This is a genomic window from Pseudomonas sp. FP2300 (assembly GCF_030687595.1).
Lineage (GTDB): Bacteria > Pseudomonadota > Gammaproteobacteria > Pseudomonadales > Pseudomonadaceae > Aquipseudomonas > Aquipseudomonas bijieensis.
On record NZ_CP117440.1, the window covers coordinates 6,088,982 to 6,111,545 of the forward strand.

The 22,564-nt window shown below is 63.9% G+C and carries 20 protein-coding genes; 13 read left to right on the forward strand and 7 right to left on the reverse strand.

Annotated elements, in window-relative coordinates; translation table 11 throughout:
- Nucleotides 1-10: 10 nt before the first annotated feature.
- Genes PSH86_RS27100 through nrdR form a run of 3 tightly spaced genes read right to left on the reverse strand, consistent with a single transcriptional unit; the run spans nucleotide 11 to nucleotide 2,314 of the window.
- Nucleotides 11-673, reverse strand: coding sequence for a riboflavin synthase (locus PSH86_RS27100; RefSeq protein ID WP_109756437.1), 663 nt, complete (start codon nucleotides 671-673; stop codon nucleotides 11-13).
- A 46-nt stretch (nucleotides 674-719) separates the two neighbouring features.
- Nucleotides 720-1,853 (reverse strand): bifunctional diaminohydroxyphosphoribosylaminopyrimidine deaminase/5-amino-6-(5-phosphoribosylamino)uracil reductase RibD, encoded by a 1,134-nt coding sequence (gene ribD / locus PSH86_RS27105; protein WP_109756436.1) that lies wholly within the window; start codon nucleotides 1,851-1,853, stop codon nucleotides 720-722.
- The gene (gene nrdR, locus PSH86_RS27110) at nucleotides 1,850-2,314 is read right to left on the reverse strand and encodes a transcriptional regulator NrdR (protein WP_013694316.1); all 465 of its coding nucleotides are present in this window, start codon (nucleotides 2,312-2,314) and stop codon (nucleotides 1,850-1,852) included. The genes ribD and nrdR overlap by 4 nt, the downstream gene beginning before the upstream one ends.
- A 127-nt stretch (nucleotides 2,315-2,441) precedes the next feature.
- On the opposite strand from nrdR, the gene PSH86_RS27115 reads away from it, so the two are divergent.
- The 3 genes from PSH86_RS27115 (at nucleotide 2,442) to trxA (ending at nucleotide 4,620) form a co-directional block, all read left to right on the forward strand.
- A complete protein-coding gene (locus PSH86_RS27115; RefSeq protein WP_109756435.1) occupies nucleotides 2,442-2,906 on the forward strand; it encodes a YbaY family lipoprotein in 465 nt (154 codons plus the stop codon).
- Nucleotides 2,903-3,562, forward strand: coding sequence for a methyltransferase (locus tag PSH86_RS27120; protein ID WP_305486167.1), 660 nt, complete (start codon nucleotides 2,903-2,905; stop codon nucleotides 3,560-3,562). The genes PSH86_RS27115 and PSH86_RS27120 overlap by 4 nt, the downstream gene beginning before the upstream one ends.
- A 185-nt stretch (nucleotides 3,563-3,747) precedes the next feature.
- A complete protein-coding gene (gene trxA, locus PSH86_RS27125) occupies nucleotides 3,748-4,620 on the forward strand; it encodes a thioredoxin (RefSeq protein ID WP_305486170.1) in 873 nt (290 codons plus the stop codon).
- Here trxA and PSH86_RS27130 read toward each other — a convergent pair.
- Complete coding sequence (locus PSH86_RS27130) at nucleotides 4,617-4,964, reverse strand: hypothetical protein (protein ID WP_109756432.1); 348 nt, start codon at nucleotides 4,962-4,964, stop codon at nucleotides 4,617-4,619. The genes trxA and PSH86_RS27130 overlap by 4 nt on opposite strands.
- 130 nt (nucleotides 4,965-5,094) lie before the next feature.
- Between PSH86_RS27130 and PSH86_RS27135 the strand changes: the two genes are divergently transcribed.
- The 5 genes from PSH86_RS27135 to PSH86_RS27155 all read left to right on the forward strand — a co-directional run bounded on the left by PSH86_RS27135 (nucleotide 5,095) and on the right by PSH86_RS27155 (nucleotide 9,277).
- Nucleotides 5,095-5,670: a DUF2796 domain-containing protein gene (locus PSH86_RS27135; RefSeq protein ID WP_163856423.1), complete on the forward strand. Its 576-nt coding sequence runs from the start codon at nucleotides 5,095-5,097 to the stop codon at nucleotides 5,668-5,670.
- Nucleotides 5,671-5,848: 178 nt separating this feature from the next.
- Nucleotides 5,849-6,559 (forward strand): ABC transporter ATP-binding protein, encoded by a 711-nt coding sequence (locus tag PSH86_RS27140; RefSeq protein ID WP_232201588.1) that lies wholly within the window; start codon nucleotides 5,849-5,851, stop codon nucleotides 6,557-6,559.
- A gap of 1 nt (nucleotide 6,560) precedes the next feature.
- Nucleotides 6,561-7,826 (forward strand): ABC transporter permease, encoded by a 1,266-nt coding sequence (locus PSH86_RS27145; protein WP_109756429.1) that lies wholly within the window; start codon nucleotides 6,561-6,563, stop codon nucleotides 7,824-7,826.
- Nucleotides 7,827-7,837: 11 nt separating this feature from the next.
- Nucleotides 7,838-8,356 carry a DUF3299 domain-containing protein gene (locus PSH86_RS27150; RefSeq protein WP_212801532.1) on the forward strand — a complete coding sequence of 173 codons (519 nt, stop codon included), beginning with the start codon at nucleotides 7,838-7,840 and terminating at the stop codon, nucleotides 8,354-8,356.
- 222 nt (nucleotides 8,357-8,578) lie between these two features.
- Nucleotides 8,579-9,277, forward strand: a complete 699-nt coding sequence (locus PSH86_RS27155) for an OmpW family protein (protein WP_109756427.1) — start codon at nucleotides 8,579-8,581, stop codon at nucleotides 9,275-9,277.
- 192 nt (nucleotides 9,278-9,469) lie between these two features.
- Here PSH86_RS27155 and PSH86_RS27160 read toward each other — a convergent pair whose 3' ends face one another.
- The gene (locus PSH86_RS27160) at nucleotides 9,470-10,399 is read right to left on the reverse strand and encodes an NAD-dependent epimerase/dehydratase family protein (protein WP_109756426.1); all 930 of its coding nucleotides are present in this window, start codon (nucleotides 10,397-10,399) and stop codon (nucleotides 9,470-9,472) included.
- Nucleotides 10,392-11,276 carry a sugar nucleotide-binding protein gene (locus tag PSH86_RS27165; protein WP_109756467.1) on the reverse strand — a complete coding sequence of 295 codons (885 nt, stop codon included), beginning with the start codon at nucleotides 11,274-11,276 and terminating at the stop codon, nucleotides 10,392-10,394. Before PSH86_RS27165 ends, PSH86_RS27160 begins: the two co-directional genes overlap by 8 nt.
- A gap of 366 nt (nucleotides 11,277-11,642) precedes the next feature.
- Between PSH86_RS27165 and PSH86_RS27170 the strand changes: the two genes are divergently transcribed.
- Nucleotides 11,643-15,944 (forward strand): DEAD/DEAH box helicase, encoded by a 4,302-nt coding sequence (locus PSH86_RS27170; RefSeq protein ID WP_305486186.1) that lies wholly within the window; start codon nucleotides 11,643-11,645, stop codon nucleotides 15,942-15,944.
- A gap of 143 nt (nucleotides 15,945-16,087) precedes the next feature.
- On the opposite strand, the gene PSH86_RS27175 is transcribed toward PSH86_RS27170, so the two are convergent.
- The gene (locus PSH86_RS27175; RefSeq protein ID WP_305486189.1) at nucleotides 16,088-18,178 is read right to left on the reverse strand and encodes a mechanosensitive ion channel family protein; all 2,091 of its coding nucleotides are present in this window, start codon (nucleotides 18,176-18,178) and stop codon (nucleotides 16,088-16,090) included.
- 276 nt (nucleotides 18,179-18,454) lie between these two features.
- Here PSH86_RS27175 and PSH86_RS27180 point away from each other — a divergent pair, with 276 nt between their 5' ends.
- From PSH86_RS27180 to PSH86_RS27195, 4 genes are read left to right on the forward strand one after another with little or no spacing between them, the layout of a single operon-like run.
- Nucleotides 18,455-19,381: a DUF72 domain-containing protein gene (locus PSH86_RS27180; protein ID WP_212801533.1), complete on the forward strand. Its 927-nt coding sequence runs from the start codon at nucleotides 18,455-18,457 to the stop codon at nucleotides 19,379-19,381.
- On the forward strand, nucleotides 19,378-20,190 hold the full coding sequence (locus PSH86_RS27185; RefSeq protein WP_305486195.1) for an endonuclease/exonuclease/phosphatase family protein: 813 nt from the start codon (nucleotides 19,378-19,380) through the stop codon (nucleotides 20,188-20,190). Before PSH86_RS27180 ends, PSH86_RS27185 begins: the two co-directional genes overlap by 4 nt.
- Nucleotides 20,187-21,485, forward strand: coding sequence for a cardiolipin synthase ClsB (clsB, locus tag PSH86_RS27190; protein ID WP_109756421.1), 1,299 nt, complete (start codon nucleotides 20,187-20,189; stop codon nucleotides 21,483-21,485). The genes PSH86_RS27185 and clsB overlap by 4 nt, the downstream gene beginning before the upstream one ends.
- On the forward strand, nucleotides 21,472-22,473 hold the full coding sequence (locus tag PSH86_RS27195) for a lysylphosphatidylglycerol synthase domain-containing protein (RefSeq protein ID WP_305486198.1): 1,002 nt from the start codon (nucleotides 21,472-21,474) through the stop codon (nucleotides 22,471-22,473). Before clsB ends, PSH86_RS27195 begins: the two co-directional genes overlap by 14 nt.
- The last annotated feature ends 91 nt before the right edge of the window (nucleotides 22,474-22,564 follow it).

Genomic DNA, 22,564 nt, shown 5'->3' on the forward strand with positions numbered 1-22,564 from the left:
CCCCCTTGGGTCAGGATTTGAGGTAGCCGTTGGCGGCCAGAAAGCTTTCAGTGATATTACCGGCTGCAGGCTCTGCGGCCTTTTCGCCCAACAGCAGGCGCTCCAGGTACCGGGCCAGCAAGTCGACTTCCAGGTTGACCCGTCGCCCCGGCCGGTACGAAGCCATGATGGTTTCGCTCAGGGTATGGGGAATGATCGTCAGCAGGAACTCGGCGCCATCCACCGCATTGACCGTCAGGCTGGTGCCGTCGACGGTGATCGAGCCTTTGTGGGCGATGTACTTGGCCAGTTCCTTGGGCGCGCGGATGCGAAACTCCACGGCCCGGGCGTTATCGGTGCGCGAAACCACTTCGCCGACGCCATCGACGTGGCCGCTGACCAAGTGGCCGCCCAAGCGGGTGGTCGGCGTCAGGGCTTTTTCCAGGTTGACCGGGCTACCACTCTTGAGGTCGTTCATGGCGGTGCAGTCGAGGGTTTCGCGGCTGACATCCGCCAGGAAACCGTTGCCCGGCAACTCGACGGCAGTCAGGCACACGCCGTTGACCGCAATGCTGTCGCCCAACTTGACGTCGCTCAGGTCGAGCTTGCCGGTTTCGACGTAGACCCGCACATCGCCGCCCTTGGGGGTCAGTGCGCGGATGCTGCCGATGGATTCGATGATGCCGGTAAACATGGAGTCCTCCTCGAGAACGGGCCGCCGCTTGGGCGAAAGCCGGGAATTATACGCTCGCCTGGGGAACGGGGACGGCGGTGACTCGCCAGTCATCGCCCACGGCGCGGATTTCAGTGATTTTCAGTTCCGGGGCATCTTTCATCTGCGCCAGCGGCCAGTCCAACAGCGGCCGAGCCGAAGACCCGAGGAACTTGCCGGCGATGAAAATCTGGAATTCGTCCACCAAGCCTTGCCGTGCGAAAGCCCCCGCCAGACGCGGACCGGCCTCCACCAACACCTCGTTGACGCCCCGCCCCGCCAGCTCCACCAACAGCCGACGCAGATCGACCTGTCCGTCCTCGCCCGCCACGATCATGCATTCGGGGCCGTTGGCGTACTGTTCTTCCACCGCCATGCAGGTAGCGACCAGCGCCGGGCCGGCCTTGAAGAACGCTGCGTCGAGCGGCACCCGCAAACGACCGTCCACCAGCACCCGCAGCGGCGGACGGCTCATGGCCAACGCGGTCTGCTCCGGGTCCAGCCCGAGTTCATCGGCGCGCACGGTCAGCCGGGCATTGTCCGCCAGCACCGTATCGGCGCCGGTCAGCACCACACTGGCCTGGGCGCGCAGGCGTTGTACCGCCGAACGTGCGGCCGGACCGGTGATCCACTGGCTTTCGCCGCTTTCCATGGCCGTGCGGCCATCGAGGCTCATGGCAAGCTTGACCCGCACAAATGGCAGGCCGTGTTCCATGCGCTTGAGGAAACCTTCATTGAGCTTGCGCGCCTCGCCTTCCAGTACGCCGCTTTCAGTAGCGATACCGGCCTGGGCCAGCCGTTGCAGGCCTCGCCCGGCCACTTCCGGGTTGGGGTCCTGCATCGCTGCCACCACCCGTGCCACGCCGGCATTGACCAGCGCGTCGGCACACGGCGGCGTACGACCGTGATGGCTGCACGGTTCGAGGGTCACGTAGGCCGTGGCGCCCCGGGCCTGTTCAGCGGCAGCGCGCAGGGCGTGGACTTCGGCATGGGGCTCGCCAGCGCGGATGTGCCAGCCTTCGCCGACAATCTGCCCGTCACGCACGATCACGCAACCGACCCGGGGATTGGGGTGGGTGGTGTAGTGACCGCGCCGCGCCAACTCCAGGGCACGGGCCATGTAGTGGGCGTCGAGGACGGCCTGCTGCGCCGGAATAGTCATTCTTTCACCGGTTCGCGGGCCAGCCGGTCGATTTCTTCGCGGAACTCGTTCAAGTCCTGGAAGCGCCGGTACACCGAGGCGAAACGGATGTAGGCGACTTCATCGAGCTTCTGCAGCTCGGCCATCACCAGCTCACCGACCACCAGGGACTTGACCTCGCGCTCGCCAGTGGCCCGCAGCTTGTGCTTGATGTGCACCAGCGCCGCTTCCAGGCGCTCGACGCTCACCGGGCGTTTTTCCAGGGCGCGCTGCATGCCGGCGCGCAGTTTTTCTTCGTCGAACGGCTGGCGGCTGCCGTCGGTTTTGATCAGGCGCGGCAACACCAGTTCAGCGGTCTCGAACGTCGTGAAACGCTCACCGCAAGCCAGGCATTCGCGGCGGCGGCGGACTTGTTCGCCCTCGGCGACCAGTCGCGAGTCGATGACCTTGGTGTCGTTGGCACCGCAGAAGGGACAGTGCATGGTGGCAGGCAACAAAAAAAGGGAGGGCCATGGTAGCGCATCCCACTGGCAAGACAAGCCATAGGGTTTACGGTATACAGACGGGCTTACCGTCAGATCCATGGAATTTACCTTGCTGGAGCCACACATGCCGCTACGATCGCTCGTTTTGCTCAGTTTTTTCAGCCTGCTGATGGCGTGCAGCAGCGATGCCCCCAAACCGGCTGCGCCCGCACCGGCCCCGGCGCCGAAACAGGCTCAGGAAAAGGCTCGCCAGGCTGCCGAGCTGGGGCCACTGCCGGCTTATCAGCGGGAATTGAGCGGCACCCTGCAAGGCGTACCGGCCGGGGCCGAGGTCGAATTGGCGCTGCTGGTGATCGATGACAAGGACCGTCCGCAGCAACTGCTCGCCAGTTCCAGCCTGATCGGCACCAACCAGGCCCTGCCCTTCCGCTTGCGTTTCAACCCCGATGCCTTCCCGGTCGGCGCCCGGGTGGAACTGCGCGGCCGTGCCAGCCAGTCCGGCCAATTGATCCTGCACCTGCCGGAACAACGCATCAGTCAACCGACTACCCAGGCGTTGGGCACCCTGCAATTCGTCAAAGCGCCATGAATGCACCGCAAGACCTGCAACGGGCGTTGAGCGAGTTACTGGGCGACGCGCGCCTGGTGGCCTGCCCGCTGCCCGACACTGACTTGAAATTGTGGCTGATCGACGGCGACAACATGGACCGCGCCTTCAGCCCGGAAGAAACTCGCCGCATCCTCCACGAACCGCCTTACTGGAGCTTCTGCTGGGCCAGCGGCCTGGCGATGGCGCGCTACCTGGCCGAACAGCCGCAGTGGGTCGAGGGCAAGCGGGTATTGGATTTTGGCGCCGGTTCCGGCGTGGCGGGCATTGCGGCGCTCAAGGCCGGGGCGCTGGAGGTGGTGGCCTGCGACCTGGACCCACTGGCGATTGCCGCGTGCCAGGCCAATGCCGCGCTCAATGACGTAGAGCTGGGTTATTCGACGGATTTCTTTGCCGAGGCCGATCGCTTCGACCTGATCCTGGTCGCCGACGTGCTCTACGACCGGGCCAACCTGCCGCTGCTCGATCACTTCCTCAGCCGTGGTCGCGAGGCGTTGGTGGCCGATTCCCGGGTGCGGGACTTCCAGCATCCGCTGTACCGGCGCATCGAAATGCTGGAAGCCATGACTTTGCCGGACCTGGCTGAGCCGGAAGAGTTTCGGCATGTGAGCCTGTACCACGCGCGGCGCGAGCTTTAAAAGCATCGCGAGCAGGCTCGCTCCCACAGTTGTTTTGTGGTGCCGGCAAATTCTGTGACCTGAACAAATCCCCTGTGGGAGCGAGCCTGCTCGCGATAGCGGCCTATCAGGCACCACAAGCCCGGCTTTCAGCCACCCCCACCAAGCCGTATAGTTGCCCCATTCAAGCGCTCTACGAGATTCCCATGACTCAGGAAACGCCCTACATCTTCGACGCCACCACGGCCGACTTCGACCAATCGGTGATCGCCAACTCTTTCCACAAACCGGTGCTGGTGGATTTCTGGGCCGAGTGGTGTGCGCCGTGCAAGGCGCTGATGCCGATGCTGCAAACCATCGCCGAGAGCTATCAGGGTGAGCTGCTGCTGGCCAAGGTCAACTGCGACATCGAGCAGGACATCGTCGCCCGCTTCGGCATTCGCAGCTTGCCCACCGTGGTGCTGTTCAAGGACGGCCAGCCGGTTGACGGCTTTGCCGGGGCCCAGCCGGAATCGGCCGTGCGCACGATGCTCGAACCCCATGTACAGATGCCGCCGCCAGCCGCTGCCGACCCGTTCGAACAAGCCCAGGCGCTGTTCGACGACGGTCGTTTCGCCGACGCCGAAGCCCTGCTCACGGTGCTGCTGGGTGAAGACAACACCAACGCCAAGGCCCTGATCCTGTATGCCCGCTGCCTGACCGAGCGCGGCGAGCTGGGCGAAGCGCAGACCGTGCTCGACGCGGTGAAAAGCGACGAGCACAAGGCCGCCCTTGCCGGAGCCAAGGCGCAGATCCAGTTCCTCGGCCTGGCCAAGCATCTACCGGACGCCGCCGACCTCAAGGCCCGCCTGGCGAAAGACCCGCAGGACGATGAAGCGGTGTACCAGTTGGCGATCCAGCAACTGGCGCGCCAGCAGTACGAAGCGGCCCTCGATGCGCTGCTCAAGCTGTTCGTACGTAACCGCAGCTACAGCGAAGGCCTGCCCCACAAGACCTTGCTGCAAGTGTTCGAACTGCTGGGCAACGATCATCCACTGGTGACGACCTATCGTCGCAAGCTGTTCGCGGCGTTGTACTAAGCCCCGACCCAACTGTAGAGCGGCGTATCGGCGCCGCTCAGCACCTTGACCTCGGCACAGTGGCGCAGGCGCACCAACAGGCGCTTGCCCGCCGAGGCGCTGCCGGTCAGGCCTTCAAGCTGTTCCAGCAGGTCCGGGCCGCTCAGTTGCCCGGCCTTGCGCAGCAGTTCCTTGGCGATCTGCCACTGGGCATCGTCCTGATTGGCCGGTTTGGCCGCAGGCGTCGCCGTGCTGTCGAGCTTGGCCGCTTGCAACTGCGCGCCGAGCTGCGCCCAGTCGCCCTCATCCATTTCGATCGACAAGTCCACCGGCCAATCGCCGACGGTTCCGCGTATCCGCAACATCACCGTGCTCCTGAATATTTCATGTACGCATGCTCCCATGGGCCTTGCGCGACGCCAAGCAGACGGTCAAACTCTGCGCACTTTCGTTATAAGATTACATAACACAATTTGTACTTTCTGGAGACTCGTCATGCGTCGTCTGCTTCTCGCTTTGCCGTTCGCCCTGCTGCCATTGGCTGTCGCTCACGCGGCTGCCGAGCATGACCACGATCATGAGCACGGCAGCCTCGGCGCCCATGAGCACGGTGTCGGCCGCCTCAACGCCTCGCTGGACGGCGAGATCCTGGAGCTGGAACTGGAAAGCCCGGCGATGAATCTGGTGGGCTTCGAACACGCCGCCACCAGCGCCGCCGACAAAGCCAAGGTGGCCGCTGTCCGGGCGAAGCTGGAGAAGCCGGCGGCGCTGATCAATCTGGCCGATGCCAAATGCACCCTGGAGCAGAAGGTGCTAAAAAGCCCATTGTTCGGTGACGAACCGGACCACGAAGAGCCTGCCGACGAGGACGGCGACGAGCACCACGAACACAGCGAAATCCACGCTCAATACCGGTTCCGCTGCGTCGCGCCTGGTTCCTTGACCCATCTGGACCTGGCACCACTGTTCAAGGAATTCCCCGCCACCCAGAAAATCCTGGTGCAACTGATCGGCCCGAGCGGCCAGCAAGGCGGGGAAATGACGGCCCAGGCACCTGCCCTGAAGTTCTGACTCCACCGAAGCCCACACCGTTGACCGGTTGCGAGCACAAATGTGGGCAACATAGATCCAGTGTGGGAGCGAGCCTGCTCGCGATGAGGCCGGCACATTCAGCCCAGATGTCGCCTGACACACCGCTTCGCGAGCAGGCTCGCTCCCACAGGTGCTCCATTACCTTGAAATCACAACCATGACCCAAGCACTCATCGAACTCTCCGACCTGGGCTTCAGTTGGCCCGGGCATCCGCCGTTGCTGGATATCCCGGCGTTTCGCCTGGAAGCGGGTGAAACCTTGTTCCTCAAGGGCCCGAGCGGCAGCGGCAAGACCACGCTGCTGGGGCTTCTGGGCGGAGTGCAAACGCCGGATCGCGGCAGCATCCGCCTGCTCGGCCAGGAGCTCAGCGAACTGGGCGCCGGCCGCCGCGACCGCTTTCGCGTCGACCACACCGGCTACATCTTCCAGCAATTCAACCTGCTGCCGTTTCTCTCCGTACGGGAGAACGTCGAGCTGCCCTGCCACTTTTCCAAGCTCCGTGCAGAACGGGCCATCCAGCGTCACGGCAGCGTCGATCAAGCCGCCGCCACACTGCTGGCGCACCTGGGGCTGACCGATCCAAGCCTGCTGGAGCGCCGCGCCGACTCGTTGTCCATCGGCCAGCAACAACGGGTCGCCGCCGCCCGGGCGCTGATCGGCCAGCCGGAACTGGTGATCGCCGACGAACCGACCTCGGCCCTGGACTACGACGCCCGGGAAAACTTCCTGCGGCTGTTGTTCGCCGAATGCCGCGAGGCCGGCTCGAGCCTGTTGTTCGTCAGCCACGACCAGAGTCTGGCACCGCTGTTCGACCGCAACCTGTCGCTGGCCGATCTCAATCGCGCCGCCACGCCACTCGAGGTCTGAGATGTATTTGTTCCGTCTAGCCATGGCCAGCCTGGCGAACCGCCGCTTCACTGCGATCCTCACCGCTTTCGCCATCGCCCTGTCGGTGTGCCTGCTGCTGGCGGTGGAACGGGTGCGCACCGAGGCGCGGGCCAGTTTCGCCAGCACCATCAGCGGCACCGACCTGATCGTCGGTGCGCGCTCCGGTTCGGTAAACCTGCTGCTGTATTCGGTGTTTCGCATCGGCAACGCCACCAACAATATCCGCTGGGACAGCTTCGAACACTTCGCCAGCAACCCGAAAGTGAAGTGGGCGATCCCCATGTCTCTCGGCGATTCTCATCGTGGTTATCGAGTGATGGGCACTACCGAGGCCTACTTCGAACACTACCAGTACGGTCGCCAGCAACACCTGGAATTGGCCGATGGCCGGGCTTTCGCCAGCGACCCTTTCGAAGTGGTGCTTGGCGCCGAAGTGGCCGAGGCACTGCATTACAAGCTCGGCGACAAACTGGTACTGGCCCACGGCGTGGCGGCAATCAGCCTGGTCAAGCATGACGACAAGCCCTTCACCGTGGTCGGCATCCTCAAGCGCACCGGCACCCCGGTGGACCGCACGCTGCACATCAGTCTCGGCGGCATGGAGGCGATCCACATCGACTGGAAGAACGGCGTGCCGGCCCAGGGCAATGGCCGCATCAGCGCCGACCAGGCGCGCAACATGGACCTCACGCCCCAGGCGATCACCGCTTTCATGCTCGGCCTCAACAGCAAGATTTCCACCTTTGCCTTGCAGCGCGAGATCAACGAGTTCCGCGGCGAACCGTTGCTGGCGATCCTGCCGGGCGTGGCGCTGCAAGAGTTGTGGAGCCTGATGGGCACTGCGGAAAAAGCCTTGTTCGTGATTTCGCTGTTCGTGGTGTTGACCGGGTTGATCGGCATGCTCACGGCGATCCTCACCAGCCTCAACGAACGCCGCCGGGAAATGGCGATCCTGCGTTCGGTGGGCGCGCGACCGTGGCACATCGCGACGCTGCTGGTGCTCGAAGCCTTTGCCCTGGCCCTGGCCGGGGTCACCGCCGGGCTGGCCTTGCTGTACATCGGCATCGCCGCCGCCCAGGGTTACGTGCAGTCGGCCTACGGTTTGTACTTGCCGCTGGGTTGGCCCAGCGAATATGAATGGACGCTGATGGCTGGCATCCTGCTCGCCGCCCTGCTGATGGGCAGCGTGCCCGCCTGGCGCGCCTATCGCCAATCGTTGGCCGATGGCCTGTCGATCCGTTTATGAGGACAGTGAAAATGCCCCGCGCCCTGCTTGCGCTGTTGTTGATAGTCGCCCTGCCGCTGTGGGCGGCCGAGCCGAGGGACTTGGCCTGGTCGGAAATGATCCCGCCAGACGCGCCGCCGGAAGTGCCGAACATGACCCCGCTGCACGACCTGTCGAAGATGGGTGACGCGTTGGCCGCCGAATCCGCGCCAGCGGCCAAGCAGGACCTGCCCAACGCCCCGGTGGTCAAGGCTCTCGACGGCCAGCAGATTCGTCTGCCGGGCTACATCGTGCCGCTGGAAGTCAGCGAGGAAGGCCGCACCACGGACTTCTTGCTGGTGCCGTACTTCGGCGCCTGCATCCACGTACCGCCACCGCCGTCCAATCAGATCGTGCATGTGAAAAGCGAGGTCGGGGTCAAGCTCGACGAGTTGTACCAGCCGTACTGGGTCGAAGGGCCGATGCAGGTCAAGCCGTCCACCAGCGAACTGGCGGATGCTGGGTATCAGATGGAGGCTGAGAAGATTTATGTGTATGAGCTGCCGGAGTGAATCTGGTGGTGATGTGTTGGCGATGAAATAGCTATCGCGAGCAGGCTCGCTCCCACATTGGACCGGATTGCTTCTGAAAAAACTCGGTCGACTGTGGGAGCGAGCCTGCTCGCGATGGGGCCCTTGAATGCTCATCACACTTTCATTGAGCTGAGTCAAAAGACCTGCCCAGACGGCTTCGTACCATAGGACATCAATTTTGAAATGTCCTCTGGAGCCCCCATGCACAAGTCCTTGCTCAGCGCTTCCCTCGTCGCCCTCGCGCTCGCCGCCCCACTCGCCCAGGCCCACACCGCTGGCGACATCATCGTTCGCGCCGGTGCCATTACCGTCAATCCAGAGGCCGACAGTTCCAGCGTCAAAGTCGACCGTGGCCCGCTGGCCGGCGCCGACCTGGGCGGCAAGGCGACCATGAGCAGCGACACGCAACTGGGCCTGAACTTCGCCTACATGATCACCAACAACCTGGGGATCGAGCTGCTGGCGGCCTCGCCGTTCGAGCACGACGTGAAGATCAAAGGCACCGCCCTGGGCGCGGCCAACAACAAGCTCGGCACCCTCAAGCACCTGCCGCCAACCCTGAGCCTGGTCTACTATCCGCTCGACGCCAAGTCGGCGTTCCAGCCTTATGTCGGCGCCGGCATCAACTACACCTGGATCTACGACGAACACGTCGGCAGCGAAGCCAGCGCCAACGGCTTCAGCAACTTTCGCGCAAGCAACAGCTGGGGCATGGCGTGGCAAGTGGGTGCTGACTACATGTTGACCGACAACATCATGATCAACGGCCAGGTTCGCTACATCGACATCGACACCACTGCATATGTGGACAACAACGCCGTGGCCGGCGGGACCCGGGCCAAGGTGAATGTCGATGTGGATCCGTGGATCTACATGGTGGGGTTGGGCTACAAGTTCTAAGCCCGCGCACCATCGCAAAGAGACAACACACCCTGTGGCGAGGGAGCTTGCTCCCGCTCGAGCGCGAAGCGGTCGCAAATGCTTTGGGCCTGCTTCGCAGTCCAGCGGGAGCAAGCTCCCTCGCCACAAAGGCGATGCATGACTCACGAAAAAGGCGCCCCGAAAGGCGCCTTATTTGTGGGACTGTGAAACTCAGCGTCCCAGCAGCCGCGCCAGCCCCACGCTCATCGGCGTTTGCGCTGGAAAGCTGAAGCGTTCCAAGAGGCGGCGATTGTCAGCCCGCGAATGCCGGATGTCGCCGGAGCGCGCCGGGGCGTAGCTGATCGGTGGCAGGTCGCCCACCACGGCGGCCAGGGCCTGGAGCATTTGCTTGAGGGTCGTGGCCTGGTTCCAGCCGACGTTCACCGCGCCCACTTCCACCGCGGGCTTCTCGATGGCCTGCACCAGCAAGTCCACCAAATCTTCGACATAGACAAAATCCCGGGTTTGCTCGCCGTCGCCGAACACGGTGATCGGCAGGCCTTTCTGTGCCCGTTCGCTGAAGATGCTGATGACCCCGGAGTACGGCGAGGACGGATCCTGGCGCGGGCCGTAGATGTTGAAGAAGCGAAACACCACCGGCTCCAGGGCGTGCTGGCGGCGATAGAAGTCCAGGTAGAACTCGCTGGCCAGCTTGTCCGAGGCATACGGCGTGAGCGGGGCCTTGGGCGTTTCCTCGTCGATGGACTCGCCTTCGCCGTTGTTGCCATAAACCGCTGCGCTGGAGGCGAACAGCACCCGTTTCACGCCGGCCTGGCGCATGGCCTCGCAAACGTTCAGGGTGCCAATGAAGTTGCTCTGGTGGGTGCGCACCGGGTCGTCCACCGAAGCCTGCACCGAGGCCACCGCCGCCAGGTGCGCCACCGCGCTGCAACCGGCCATGGCCCGCGCCACCAGTGCGGCATCGGCGACATCGCCCTCGATCAGTTCGACCGCCGGGTTGTCCAGCGGCAGGTTGCTGCGCTTGCCGGTGGACAGGTCATCGAGGATGCGTACCGAATGTCCCTTGGCGAGCAAGGCGTCGGTCAGGTGCGAACCAATGAAACCCGCGCCGCCAGTGATTAAAACAGGGCCTTCAGCCATGACGATAAAACCTATCCAGTAAGCCCGGGAGTGCCGCGCGCCAGGCGCGGGGCTTGATCCCGAAAGTGTGCAGAATTTTCTTGCAGGCCAGGACCGCGTGCTGCGGTTCTTCCGCCGCGTCCGGCCGTGCGGCGTGGGCCTGGGGGGTGGGCGACTCAATTGCCAGGGGATGCAGGGCGCGGGCTTCGGTGAGGATCGCCTGGCCCAGTGCCAGCGGCGTGGTCGCCTCGTGGCCGGCGTAATGGTAGGTGCCCCACAGCGGCGCGGCGCAATCGAGTTGCTTGAGCACCGAGATGATCACCCGCGCGGCATCGTCCACCGGCGTTGGATTACCCCGCCGGTCATCCGCCAGCAGTAGCTCTTCAGGCTGCTCGGCCCGGGCTAGGAAACGTCCGAGGATGCCGTCGGCGCTGTCGTCCAGCAGCCAGCCGAAACGCAGCAGCACATGCTGCGGGCAGGTGGCGCGCACACTCTGCTCGATCCGCCACAACGCCTGGCCGCGCAGGCCCAAAGGCACGGGCTCGTCCTTTTCGCTGTAAGCGGTGGCGCGGGAGCCGTCGAACACCCGATAGCTCGACGGTTGCAACAAGATGATGTTGTGATGCTGGCACAGCCCGGCCAGGCGCTCGACCGCGCGCTCCTGGCCAGCCAGGCGCTGCTCGCTGACGGCCTCGGCCTGAAACCAGTCGAAGTAGTACGCCAGGTTGATCAAGGCGTCCGGGCGGGTGTCGTCGAGCAGTTGCGTCAGGCTCGCGGCATCCCAACCGTCTTCGGGCGGGCGGGGGGCAAGAAAACCGATGTCTTCTTCTGCACCGAGGCGAATCAGCGCCTGCCCAAGGGCATTTCCGCCGCCCAGTAACATAAGGCGCATTCGCATAAAGTCAGCAGGCCCAGTCTGTTGGCACAAGAATTTGGTCGACAACGCCCGCAGGCGTTGCCGGAATCGTTGCATTTTGCGGGTTTAGTGCGCAACCGTCATCCGTAAAGTGCAGATCATCAGGTTTGACGGTCTTTCAAGGCTGGTCGCTCACTTGTGGCGAGGGGATTTATCCCGCTGGGCTGCGTAGCAGCCCCAACCAAGCAAATGAGGTGAATCTGACCCACCCAGGTGGCAATTACAGGGACTGCTGCGCAGTCCAGCGGGGATAAATCCCCTCGCCACAGGGACAGTATCAACTTCAAAGTTATGCACAGGTCCCGGACGGTACTTGCATCTTCCCCCTCCCACCCGCATAACTGCCCCATGAATCTGCCTCTCCCCGCCGACCACGCCATGGCAGGCTTTCACCCCGCCGTGCGCGCCTGGTTCAGCCAGACTTTCCCGGCGGTCACGGCCGCCCAGGCCCAGGCATGGCCGTTGATCGGCCAGCGGCGTTCGACCCTGGTAGCGGCCCCTACCGGTTCGGGCAAGACCCTGACGGCGTTTCTCGCGGTGCTCGACGAGCTGGTGCATCGCGGCCTGGAACAAGGCGGCCTGCCGGACCAGACCCTGGTGGTCTATGTCTCGCCGCTCAAGGCCTTGAGCAACGATATCCAGATCAACCTGCAAACCCCACTGGCCGGCATCACCGAGCAGTTGCAGAAAATGGGCTTGCCGCCCTTGCCTATCAGCACCGCCGTGCGCACCGGCGACACGCCGCAAAAAGACCGCTCGGCAATGCGCAAGACCGCGCCGCACATTCTGGTGACCACGCCCGAATCGCTCTACGTGCTGCTCGGCTCCGACTCCGGCCGGCAAATGCTCGCCAGCACGCGCACGGTGATTGTCGACGAAATCCATGCCATCGCCGCCAGCAAGCGCGGCAGTCACTTGGCCTTGAGCCTGGAGCGCCTGCAAGCCCTGTGCGCCGAACCGCTGGTGCGCATCGGCCTGTCCGCCACGCAAAAGCCCATCGAAGCGGTGTCACGTTTTCTCGTCGGCGAAGGACGCACATGTGAAATCGTCGACATCGGCCACGCCCGCCCCCGGGACCTGGACATCGAGGTGCCGCCCGTACCGCTCTCGGCGGTGATGGCCAATGACGTCTGGGAGCTGGTCTACAACCGCCTCGCCGAACTGGCCCGGGAACATCGCACCACGCTGGTGTTCGTCAACACCCGGCGCCTGGCCGAACGCCTGAGCCGTCATCTGAGCGAGCGCCTGGGCAAAGACGCCGTAGCCGCCCATCACGGTAGCCTGGCCAAGGAGTTTCGCCTCGACGCCGAACAGCGCCTCAAGCGCGGCCAATTGCAGGTGCTGATCGCCACCGCGTCCCTGGAGCTGGGCATCGATATTGGCGATGTCGACCTGGTGTGCCAGATCGCTTCGCCCCGTTCGATCTCGGCGTTCCTGCAACGGGTCGGTCGCTCCGGACACCAGGTGGGCGGCACGCCCAAGGGACGGTTGTTCGCCACCAGCCGTGACGACTTGATCGAATGCGCCGCCCTGCTCGATTGCGTGCGCCGTGGCGAGCTGGACATTTTGCACATCCCCAAGGCGCCCCTGGATGTACTGGCCCAGCAGATCGTCGCCGAAGTCAGTTGCCAGGAATGGCCGGAACAGGCGTTGCTGGAGACCTTGCGTCGCGCCTCGCCCTACGCCGAACTGGACGACGATCACTACCAGGCGTTGCTGCACATGCTCGCCGAAGGCCTTAACGGTCGCCAGGGCGTGCGCGGCGCCTACCTGCACCGCGATGCCGTCAGCCGCACCTTGCGCGGGCGCCGGGGCAGCAAGCTAACCGCCGTGACCAGTGGCGGCACCATCCCGGACAACGCCGACTACAGTGTGCTGCTCGAACCCCAAGGGCTGAACATCGGCAGCGTCAACGAAGATTTCGCCGTGGAAAGCATCGCTGGCGATGTGTTCCAGTTGGGCAATACGTCGTACCGCATCATTCGCGTCGAGACCGGGCGCGTGCGGGTCGAGGACGCCCAGGGCCAACCGCCGACCATCCCGTTCTGGCTCGGCGAAGCCCCGGGGCGCAGCGCCGAACTGTCCCAGGCGGTGGCTCGCCTGCAAGCCCAGCTCGATCAACTGCTCGGCGCCACGCCAGGCGATCTGCAGCCGGCCCTCGACTGGCTCACCGGCACCTTGCAACTGAACTTGGCCAGCGCCGAGCAACTGGTGGACTACCTGGCCCCGGCGCGCCGGGCCTTCGGCGCCCTGCCGTCCCAGGACACGTTGCTGATGGAGCGGTTTTTCGACGAGTCCGGCGGCACGCAACTGATCATCCACACGCCCTTTGGCAGCCGTATCAACCGCGCCTGGGGCCTGGCCTTGCGCAAGCGCTTCTGCCGCACCTTCAATTTCGAATTGCAGGCTGCCGCCAGTGAAGACGCCATCGTGCTCTCGCTGTCCACCAGCCACAGCTTCGAGCTGGACGAGGTCTGGCGCTACCTCAACAGCCACAGCGCCGAACAGATCCTGGTCCAGGCGGTGCTGGATGCGCCGTTGTTCGGCGTGCGCTGGCGCTGGAATGCCGGCGTGGCCCTGGCCTTGCCGCGCTACAGCGGCGGGCGCAAAGTCGCCCCGCAGATCCAGCGGATGAAAAGCGAAGACCTGATCGCCAGCGTGTTCCCGGACCAGATCGCCTGCCTGGAAAACCTCGCCGGCGAGCGCGAAATCCCCGACCACCCGCTGGTGGAGCAGACCCTCGACGATTGCCTGCACGAAGCCATGGACTGCGAAGGCTGGCTGACGCTGTTGCGGCGCATGGAAGCGGGCGAGATTCGCCTGATCAGTCGCGACCTGCCGGCGCCCTCGCCCCTGGCGGCAGAAATCCTCAGTGCCCGGCCCTACACCTTTCTCGACGACGCGCCGCTGGAAGAACGGCGGACCCAGGCGGTGATCAACCGGCGCTGGAGCGATCCACAGTCCACCGACGACCTTGGCGCCCTGGACGCCGAGGCCATCCAGTCAGTCCGCGATGAAGCCTGGCCGACGCCGGCCAATCTCGATGAAATGCACGAAGCGCTGATGAGCCTGGCCTGTATCGCCGACAGCGAAGCCAGCGCCCATCCGCCGTGGCTGGCCTGGTTGCAGACCCTGGCCGAACGCGGTCGCGCCAGCCACGTGCAGATCAGCGCCGAACGCGGGCTGTGGGTGGCGCTGGAACGGCTGACGTGTCTGCAAGCGGTTTATCCACAGGTCCAATGGCAACCGCCACTGACGCCCCTGGCCGGTTTCGATGAAGCCTGGGACAGCGACGCAGCCGTGGTGGAAATGCTTCGCGCCCGGCTCAGTGCCTTTGGTCCGCTGCCGTTGAAGGCCATCGCCTACCCTCTGGGGTTGTCCACCCCGCAGGTCACCCAGGCCCTGGCACAACTGGAACAGCAAGGCTACGTGCTGCGCGGCCGGTTCACGCCGGGCACCGGGCAGGAGGAGTGGTGCGAGCGGCATTTGCTGGCGCGCATCCATCGCTATACGGTCAAGCGTCTGCGCCGGGAAATCGAACCGGTGATGTTGCAGGATTTCATGCGCTTTCTGTTCGACTGGCAGCATTTGTCGTCGTCGACCCAAGGCCGCGGAAATGCCGTGCTGCCATCGATCCTGAGTCAATTCGAAGGCTACCCTGGCGCCGCGTCAGCCTGGGACAGTGACCTGCTGCCAGCGCGAATCAAGGACTATTCGCCCGGTTGGCTCGATGAACTTTGCCGCAGTGGCAAATGGGTATGGACGCGCCTGAGCGCGCGCCAGAAACCTTCCGCCAGCGCCCTGCGCAGTACGCCGGTGGTATTGCTGCCGCGCAATCAGGTGGCGTTGTGGAGCAGCCTGGCCGGGCAAACAGCCCTCGATGAGCTTTCGCCCAAGACCCAAAAAGTCCATCAGTCCCTCAGCGAACACGGCGCGCTGTTTTTTGATGAACTGGCCCACGAAGCCCACCTGCTGCGCAGCGAACTGGAAATCGCCTTGCAGGAACTGGTGGGCGCCGGGCTAGTGAATGCCGACAGCTTCGCTGGCTTGCGCGCGCTGATCACCCCGGCCAGCAAACGCCAGGCCCGTAGCAGCCGGCGCGGGCGCGGCGCGTTTGTCGGTGGCATGGACGACGCCGGGCGCTGGGCCTTGTTGCGTCGCAGTTCGCCGCAACCCCAGGCAACCCCTATAGCGCCAGAGACCCTGGAACACATCGCCATGACCTTGCTGCGCCGTTATGGCGTGGTGTTCTGGCGCCTGCTGGAGCGGGAGGCCGATTGGTTGCCGAGCTGGCGTGAGCTGCTGCGCACCTTTCATCGCCTGGAGGCGCGGGGCGAGATTCGTGGCGGCAGGTTCGTCAGCGGCCTGGCAGGCGAACAATTCGCCCTGCCCGAGGCCATCCCGCTGCTGCGCGAAACCCGCCGCCGTCCCGCCGATGGCAGCCTGGTGGTGGTGTGTGGCGTCGACCCGCTGAACCTGGCCGGCACCTTGCTGCCGGGAGCGAAAGTGCCGGCGCTGGCGAGTAATCGGTTGGTGTATCGCGATGGCTTGCCGGTGGCGGCGCAGATTGCTGGCAAGCAGCATCTTTGGGTGGAGTTGGATGGGCAGGGGATGGCTGAGCTGAGGAACAAGCTCATTCAGAAAGGTTGAGGTGGTTGCACTGGCCTCATCGCGAGCAGGCTCGCTCCCACAGTTGATTTGTGGTGAACGCAAATTCCGAATCCACTAAAGATCCATTGTGGGAGCGAGCCTGCTCGCGATGAGGCCAGCAGCCCGCCACAAAACCTTCCCAACTACTGAGGTTGATTGGGCACCTCATCTCGCTCTTCTTGCAACTCCTCGACAAACCGCTTCGGCATCACCACCTGCTGTGGATAAGTCTGCGCGAAATGCACCGCAGGGTCGTTATCCACAAGCTTCTTCAGATGTTGGTTGAACGCCCGGCTCACCGCATATTGCCCACCCGACACGGTGCGGAACTGCGCCGTGAGCACCACGCCGTTGAGGTCCATCTTGTCCACGCCGAACACATCCAGCGGCCCTTGCAGGTTGAACTTGAGGAACGGGTCTTCGGAGATCGCGCGCCCGGCTTCGCGGATCAGCTCGATGGCCTGGTCGACATCGGTGTCGTAAGTGAATTGCACGGAGAAAAACGCAAAGGCAAATTGCCGCGATTGGTTGGTCACGGCCTTGATCTGGCCGAACGGCACCGAATGCACGAAGCCCTTGCCGTCGCGCAGGCGCAAAGTGCGGATGGTCAGGCCTTCGACCGTGCCGGCGTGACCGGAGCTGAGCACCACCCAGTCGCCGATGGACAGCGTGTCTTCGATGATGATGAACAGCCCGGTGATCACGTCCTGCACCAGTTGCTGCGAACCGAAACCGATCGCCAGCCCCACCACCCCGGCACCGGCCAGCAACGGCGCGACGTTGATGCCCAGGTTGGCCATGGTGGTGATTGCGCAAATCACTACCAGGATGATTTTTGCCGCGTTGCGCAACAGCGGCAGGATGGTCTTGACCCGGGTGCTGGGCTGGCGGGCCCCGCGCTTGTTCAGCGGCGGTTTCAAGGCTTCCTGGATCGCCGTGTCGAGCACCACCCAGGTGAGCCAGGTCATCAGGAAGATCAGTCCGATGCGGCTCAAGGAATCGCTGATCGCCCGGCCCACGGCATTGCGTGAGGCGAACTCGAACAGGGAAATACCCCAGATCCGCCCGAGAATCTCGATGAACGCCACCGCCATGACGATCCTCAGCAAGGCATGCAGCAGGCTCAGCAGACGCCCCTTGTAGGCGCTGTTGCGCTGGATGGCTTCGGCCTTGGGCGATTTGAAGACATGTTGGAACACGGTGCTGAGAAACACCGTCGCGATCAGCAGGATGGTGGTGAACAAGGCACAACGCAGGGCTTTCTGGTTGTCCTCGCCAACACCGATCAGGCTCACCGCCGACACCAGTACCATCAACAGGATCGGCCAATACCAGAGCCCGGAGAAAATCCGCAGCGACTCCTGCAAGGCTGGCTGCTTCAAGCGCTGGGCCAGCGGGCGGTTGCGGATCAGGTGCGCCACGGGCCTGCGCATGCGAATCACCAGCCAGCCAAAGATCACCGAGGCGAACAAACCCGTGAATACCGCGATGCTGCTGGTGATGTTGCCACCCAGTTGCCGGGCGATCTGCGGGCTGGTCAGGGCATCGCTGAGGGCGGCGAGAAAGCCGATCATGAACAACGGCCGGGGACAGAAACGGCGGATCATCGCCACCGCCCGACGTTTGTGCCCGGCATTGAACATCACGATTACGCAAAGAAATACCGACGTGGAGAAAATGCCGCTGCTGGTGGCGTAGGCGAAGCACAGCGCCAGGGCCCGGCCAACCGAAACCTGCAGGAAGTGGCTGACGTACAGGGTCAGCGGCAGGCAGATCACCGCCGCAGCGGTGTATGGCAGCAGATAACCGAGCAAGTCACGCAGGCGCTGGCGGGTACGCAGCCAGCGGCGCCGCCCCAGGTGTCGCAACAACAGCCGCGCCCCCGACCAGATCAACGCAAAAGCGCCGATCCAGACGCCCGACAACAACAGGAAATCCCCCGCCACGCGCCAGGACGAACGGGACGTCTGGTCTACCAGCCGGTCCATCTCATCCGCCGCCCGATCCGCCCGCAAACGCCAGGCGTCCACCAGGCTCTGGTTGAGGTCGAGCTTGTCCTGGACGTCATCGATGCTCGAGCTGATCGCCCCCAGCAAACCGCCCTGTACCAGCGGCGCGGGCTCGGCGGGCGGTTCGTCGGGCTTGGAGGTGCCGGGGACAGCGGCGGTCCCGTAGGCGCTGGTGCCGCTCATCGCCAGCAAGAACAGCAGCAATACAGTGCTCAATCGAGACAAAACGCGAGGCTCCTTCACACGGGATCGGTAAGGAACTGATCAATATTGGGCCGGCAAGTTCGCTCCGAAGGTCAATACAAAACCTTGTGGCGAGGGAGCTTGCTCCCGCTGGGCTGCGCAGCAGCCCCAAAACACAGGGCCGCTGCGCGCCCCAGCGGGAGCAAGCTCCCTCGCCACAAGTTCACTGCCGCCGGGCACTCCATCGAAACTTTCCAGCGCGCGCGGCGGTCATCAAAAGACACAGGCGGTACGAGGTCATTGGCACGGGAGGGATACATGACGGCGATCCACATTGGTATTTCCGGCTGGCGCTACACGCCTTGGCGGGGGGACTTCTACCCCAAGGGGCTGACCCAGAAACGGGAATTGCAATTCGCCTCGCGCGCGGTCAACAGCATCGAAATCAATGGATCGTTCTACGCCCTGCAACGTCCCGAACGGTATGCCCAGTGGTACGCCGAAACGCCGCCCGGCTTCGTGTTCAGCGTCAAGGCCCCGCGGTTCATTACCCACATCAAGCGCCTGCGAGATATCCACAAGCCGTTGGCCAATTTCTTCGCCTCCGGCGTGTTGGAGCTCAAGGAAAAACTCGGCGCGATTCTCTGGCAGTTTCCCCCCAGCTTCAAATTCGACCCCGAGCTGTTCGAAGACTTCCTCAAGCAACTGCCCCACGACACCGAAAGCGCCGCCGCCCTGGCCCGGGAGCACGAACCACGCCTGGACGGCCACGCCAGCACCACGACGGACAAAAAGCGCCCGCTGCGCCACGCCGTGGAAATCCGCCACGAGAGCTTCATCGACCCGCACTTCGTCACGTTGCTCAAGCGCTACGACGTGGCCCTGGTGATCGCCGACACCGCCGGCAAATGGCCCTATCGCGAAGACGTCACCAGCGATTTCGTCTACCTGCGCCTGCACGGTGCCGAGGAACTGTACGCCAGTGGCTACACCGACGCAGCGTTGAAACGCTGGGGCGAGCGGATCGCGGCCTGGAGTCATGGCAAACAACCTGCCGACGCCCACTTGATCGACCCAAACAAGAAACCCCGGGCACGCAAGCACCGGGAAGTGTTCTGCTATTTCGACAACGACATCAAAGTCCGCGCGCCCTACGACGCACGGCACTTGCTGGAGCACTTCGACCTGGACAAAGACCTCGCTACCGCGCCCGGCGTGCGCCCGGCCGAGGGAGTATTGCCATGAGCATTCCGGAATCCACCGAAGCGAGCCGCGACCCGATCCAGCACTTGGGCCAGGACCTTGACCGGGTCAGCCGTTTCACCGTCCTGACGGTCAATACCCACAAGGGCTTCACTGCCCTGAATCGCCGCTTCATCCTGCCGGAACTGCGCGAGGCGGTGCGCAGCGTGTCCGCCGACGTGGTGTTTTTGCAGGAAGTGCATGGCACCCACGAACATCACCCCCAGCGCTACAACAACTGGCCGAGCATGCCGCAGTACGAGTTCCTCGCCGACAGTCTCTGGCCGCAGTTCGCCTATGGGCGCAACGCGGTCTATCCGGCGGGCGACCACGGCAATGCGCTGTTGTCGAAATTCCAGATCATCCGCCACGACAATATCGACGTGTCCATCAGCGGCCACGAAAGCCGCGGCATGCTCCACAGCGTGCTGCGCCTGCCGGGCGCCGACGGCCCGCAAGTCCACGCCATTTGCGTCCACCTGGGGCTGCGCGAAGGGCATCGGGTCGAGCAATTGCAACTGCTTTGCCAGCGCTTGAGCGAGCTGCCGCCCGAGGCTCCCGTGATCGTCGCCGGGGACTTCAACGACTGGCGCGGCAAGGCCAGCGAGCTGCTCAAGCCCTGCGGCCTGCGCGAAGTGTTCGCCGAGCGGTTGGGCAAGCCAGCCCGCAGCTTTCCGGCCCGCCTGCCCATCCTGCGCCTGGACCGCATCTACGTGCGTAACCTCAAGGCCCATCATCCCAAGGTGTTGAGCGTACGACCCTGGTCGCACCTCTCCGACCATGCACCGCTGTCGGTGGAGATCGAATTATGAGCGCGACGGTGAACAAGGCGACGGTGGAGCAAATTGAAGTTCCGCCCACCGAGCGCAACCCGGCACTGGCCGATATCGAATACGGCTGGCACGGCAACAATCGCGTCAAGCTGCTGGAAAACGGCGAGGAATATTTCCCCAGGGTTTTCGAAGCCATTCGCCGGGCCGAGACAGAAATCCTTCTGGAGACCTTCATTCTGTTCGAGGACAAGGTCGGCTGCGAACTGCGGGACCTGCTGGTGGAGGCCGCCCAGCGTGGCGTGCGCATCACCGTCAGCCTCGATGGCTTCGGCTGCGGTGAGCTGACCACCGAATTCCTCGCCTCGTTGAGCGATGCCGGGGTGCGCTTGCAGATGTTCGACCCGGCGCCCCGCTACTTGGGGATCCGCACCAACTGGTTCCGTCGCCTGCACCGCAAGATCGTGGTGGTGGACGGGGTGATTGCGTTTATCGGCGGGATCAATTTTTCCGCCGACCACCTGGGCGATTTCGGTCCCGAGGCCAAGCAGGACTATTCCGTGGAGGTCAAAGGCCCGGCGGTGGTGGATATCCATCACTTCGCGCTGTTGCAGAGCGGCCGGCCCGCCCGGGCCAAATACTGGTGGCAACGCCGCCGCAGCCGCCGCAACGAGCTGGCGTTCAGCGACCATGACGGCCAGGTGCGCCTGGTCTATCGGGACAATCACGAACACCAGACCGATATCGAAGAGGTCTACCTGCAAGTGCTGCGCAGTGCCCAGCGGCGGGTGGTGATCGCCAATGCCTATTTCTTCCCCGGCTACCGGTTGCTGCGCGAGATCCGCAACGCGGCGCGGCGTGGCGTGCAGGTGCGGCTGATCCTGCAGGGCCAGCCGGACATGATGATCGCCAAGCTCGCCGCGCGCATGCTCTACAGCTACCTGCTCAAGGCCGGCGTGGTGATCTACGAATATTGCGAGCGACCGCTGCACGGCAAGGTCGCCCTGGTGGATGAGGACTGGAGCACGGTGGGGTCGAGCAACCTCGACCCGCTGAGCCTGTCCCTGAACCTGGAAGCCAATGTGCTGATCCGCGACCGGGCGTTCAACCGCGAGCTGTTCGAGCGCCTCGATTACCTGAGCCGCAACCATTGCACCGTCATGCCGGAAAACCACGCGCCCCGCGGCCTGTTGTGGCGCATGACCATCGGTTTCATGGTGTTCCACTTTTTGCGCCACTTCCCGGCCTGGGCCGGCTGGCTGCCGGCCCATAAACCGCGTCTGAAACCTTTTTCGCCGCCGACGGCGGTCCGGAGCGAACCCCATGAACCACTCTGAAGCGCACGCTGCGCCGAGAGATGCCCATGCGCCGGAGCAGGCCAAGCCCAAATCCCGCTGGAACCGCTGGAAAAGACCGCTGACCCTGGCGTTTTTCCTGCTGTTGATCGTGTTGTTCACCGCCCTGGCCCGGCGCATCGATTGGTCCGAAGTGTTCGCCACCCTGGCCGATTTCAAGGTGCGTACCTTGATCATCGCCGCCGCGCTGACCGTCACCAGCTTCATCACTTATGCCTGCTTCGACCTGATCGGTCGCACTTACATCCGCCAGAAACTGGGTTGGCGGCAGATCTTGCCGGTGGGGGTGATCAGTTACGCCTTCAACCTCAACCTCAGTGCCTGGGTTGGCGGCATCGCCATGCGCTATCGGCTGTATTCGCGGCTGGGGGTCAGCACCGGCAACATCGCCAAGATCCTTGGCCTGAGCCTGGCCACCAACTGGTTCGGCTACATGACCCTGGCCGGGGCGGTGTTCAGCAGCGGCCTGGTGACAATGCCGCCGGGCTGGAAACTCAGCAGCGATGCGCTGCAAGGCGTCGGCGTGCTGTTATTGCTGGCGAGTGCCGCTTACCTGGCGGCCTGTCGGTTTTCCAAGCGGCGGGCCTGGACCGTTCGCGGCATGGAAATCAATCTGCCGTCCCTGCGCATGGCGGTGCTGCAACTGGCGTTGGGCGCGCTGAACTGGTCGTTGATGGCGGCGGTGATTTTCACTTTGCTGCCCAGCAAACTGGATTATCCAATGGTGCTCGGGGTATTGCTGATCAGCAGCATTGCCGGGGTCATCACCCATATTCCGGCGGGGCTTGGGGTACTGGAGGCAGTGTTCATCGCGCTGCTGCAGCACGAGGTGTCGCGGGGTAGTCTGCTGGCGGGGCTGATCGCTTACCGGGCGATCTACTTCATCTTGCCGTTGTTGATCACAGTCGTGATGTACCTGGTGATCGAGGCGAAGGCCAAGGCGTTGCGGGTCAAGCCCGGGCTTAAATGATTGGGTGCCTAGTCGGGCCCCATCGCGAGCAGGCTCGCTCCCACAAGGGATAGGTGATGATCATCAATTTTGTGCTCACCGCTGATCCAAC

Coding starts and splice junctions, on each gene's coding strand:
- PSH86_RS27130 (WP_109756432.1), bottom strand. CDS start 4,964: ATGTTGCGGATACGCGGAACCGTCGGCGATTGGCCGGTGGACTTGTCG.
- PSH86_RS27160 (WP_109756426.1), bottom strand. CDS start 10,399: ATGGCTGAAGGCCCTGTTTTAATCACTGGCGGCGCGGGTTTCATTGGT.
- PSH86_RS27100 (WP_109756437.1), bottom strand. CDS start 673: ATGTTTACCGGCATCATCGAATCCATCGGCAGCATCCGCGCACTGACC.
- PSH86_RS27140 (WP_232201588.1), top strand. CDS start 5,849: ATGACCCAAGCACTCATCGAACTCTCCGACCTGGGCTTCAGTTGGCCC.
- trxA (WP_305486170.1), top strand. CDS start 3,748: ATGACTCAGGAAACGCCCTACATCTTCGACGCCACCACGGCCGACTTC.
- PSH86_RS27195 (WP_305486198.1), top strand. CDS start 21,472: ATGAACCACTCTGAAGCGCACGCTGCGCCGAGAGATGCCCATGCGCCG.
- nrdR (WP_013694316.1), bottom strand. CDS start 2,314: ATGCACTGTCCCTTCTGCGGTGCCAACGACACCAAGGTCATCGACTCG.
- clsB (WP_109756421.1), top strand. CDS start 20,187: ATGAGCGCGACGGTGAACAAGGCGACGGTGGAGCAAATTGAAGTTCCG.
- PSH86_RS27165 (WP_109756467.1), bottom strand. CDS start 11,276: ATGCGAATGCGCCTTATGTTACTGGGCGGCGGAAATGCCCTTGGGCAG.
- PSH86_RS27120 (WP_305486167.1), top strand. CDS start 2,903: ATGAATGCACCGCAAGACCTGCAACGGGCGTTGAGCGAGTTACTGGGC.
- PSH86_RS27170 (WP_305486186.1), top strand. CDS start 11,643: ATGAATCTGCCTCTCCCCGCCGACCACGCCATGGCAGGCTTTCACCCC.
- ribD (WP_109756436.1), bottom strand. CDS start 1,853: ATGACTATTCCGGCGCAGCAGGCCGTCCTCGACGCCCACTACATGGCC.
- PSH86_RS27180 (WP_212801533.1), top strand. CDS start 18,455: ATGACGGCGATCCACATTGGTATTTCCGGCTGGCGCTACACGCCTTGG.
- PSH86_RS27185 (WP_305486195.1), top strand. CDS start 19,378: ATGAGCATTCCGGAATCCACCGAAGCGAGCCGCGACCCGATCCAGCAC.
- PSH86_RS27145 (WP_109756429.1), top strand. CDS start 6,561: ATGTATTTGTTCCGTCTAGCCATGGCCAGCCTGGCGAACCGCCGCTTC.
- PSH86_RS27155 (WP_109756427.1), top strand. CDS start 8,579: ATGCACAAGTCCTTGCTCAGCGCTTCCCTCGTCGCCCTCGCGCTCGCC.
- PSH86_RS27135 (WP_163856423.1), top strand. CDS start 5,095: ATGCGTCGTCTGCTTCTCGCTTTGCCGTTCGCCCTGCTGCCATTGGCT.
- PSH86_RS27150 (WP_212801532.1), top strand. CDS start 7,838: ATGCCCCGCGCCCTGCTTGCGCTGTTGTTGATAGTCGCCCTGCCGCTG.
- PSH86_RS27115 (WP_109756435.1), top strand. CDS start 2,442: ATGCCGCTACGATCGCTCGTTTTGCTCAGTTTTTTCAGCCTGCTGATG.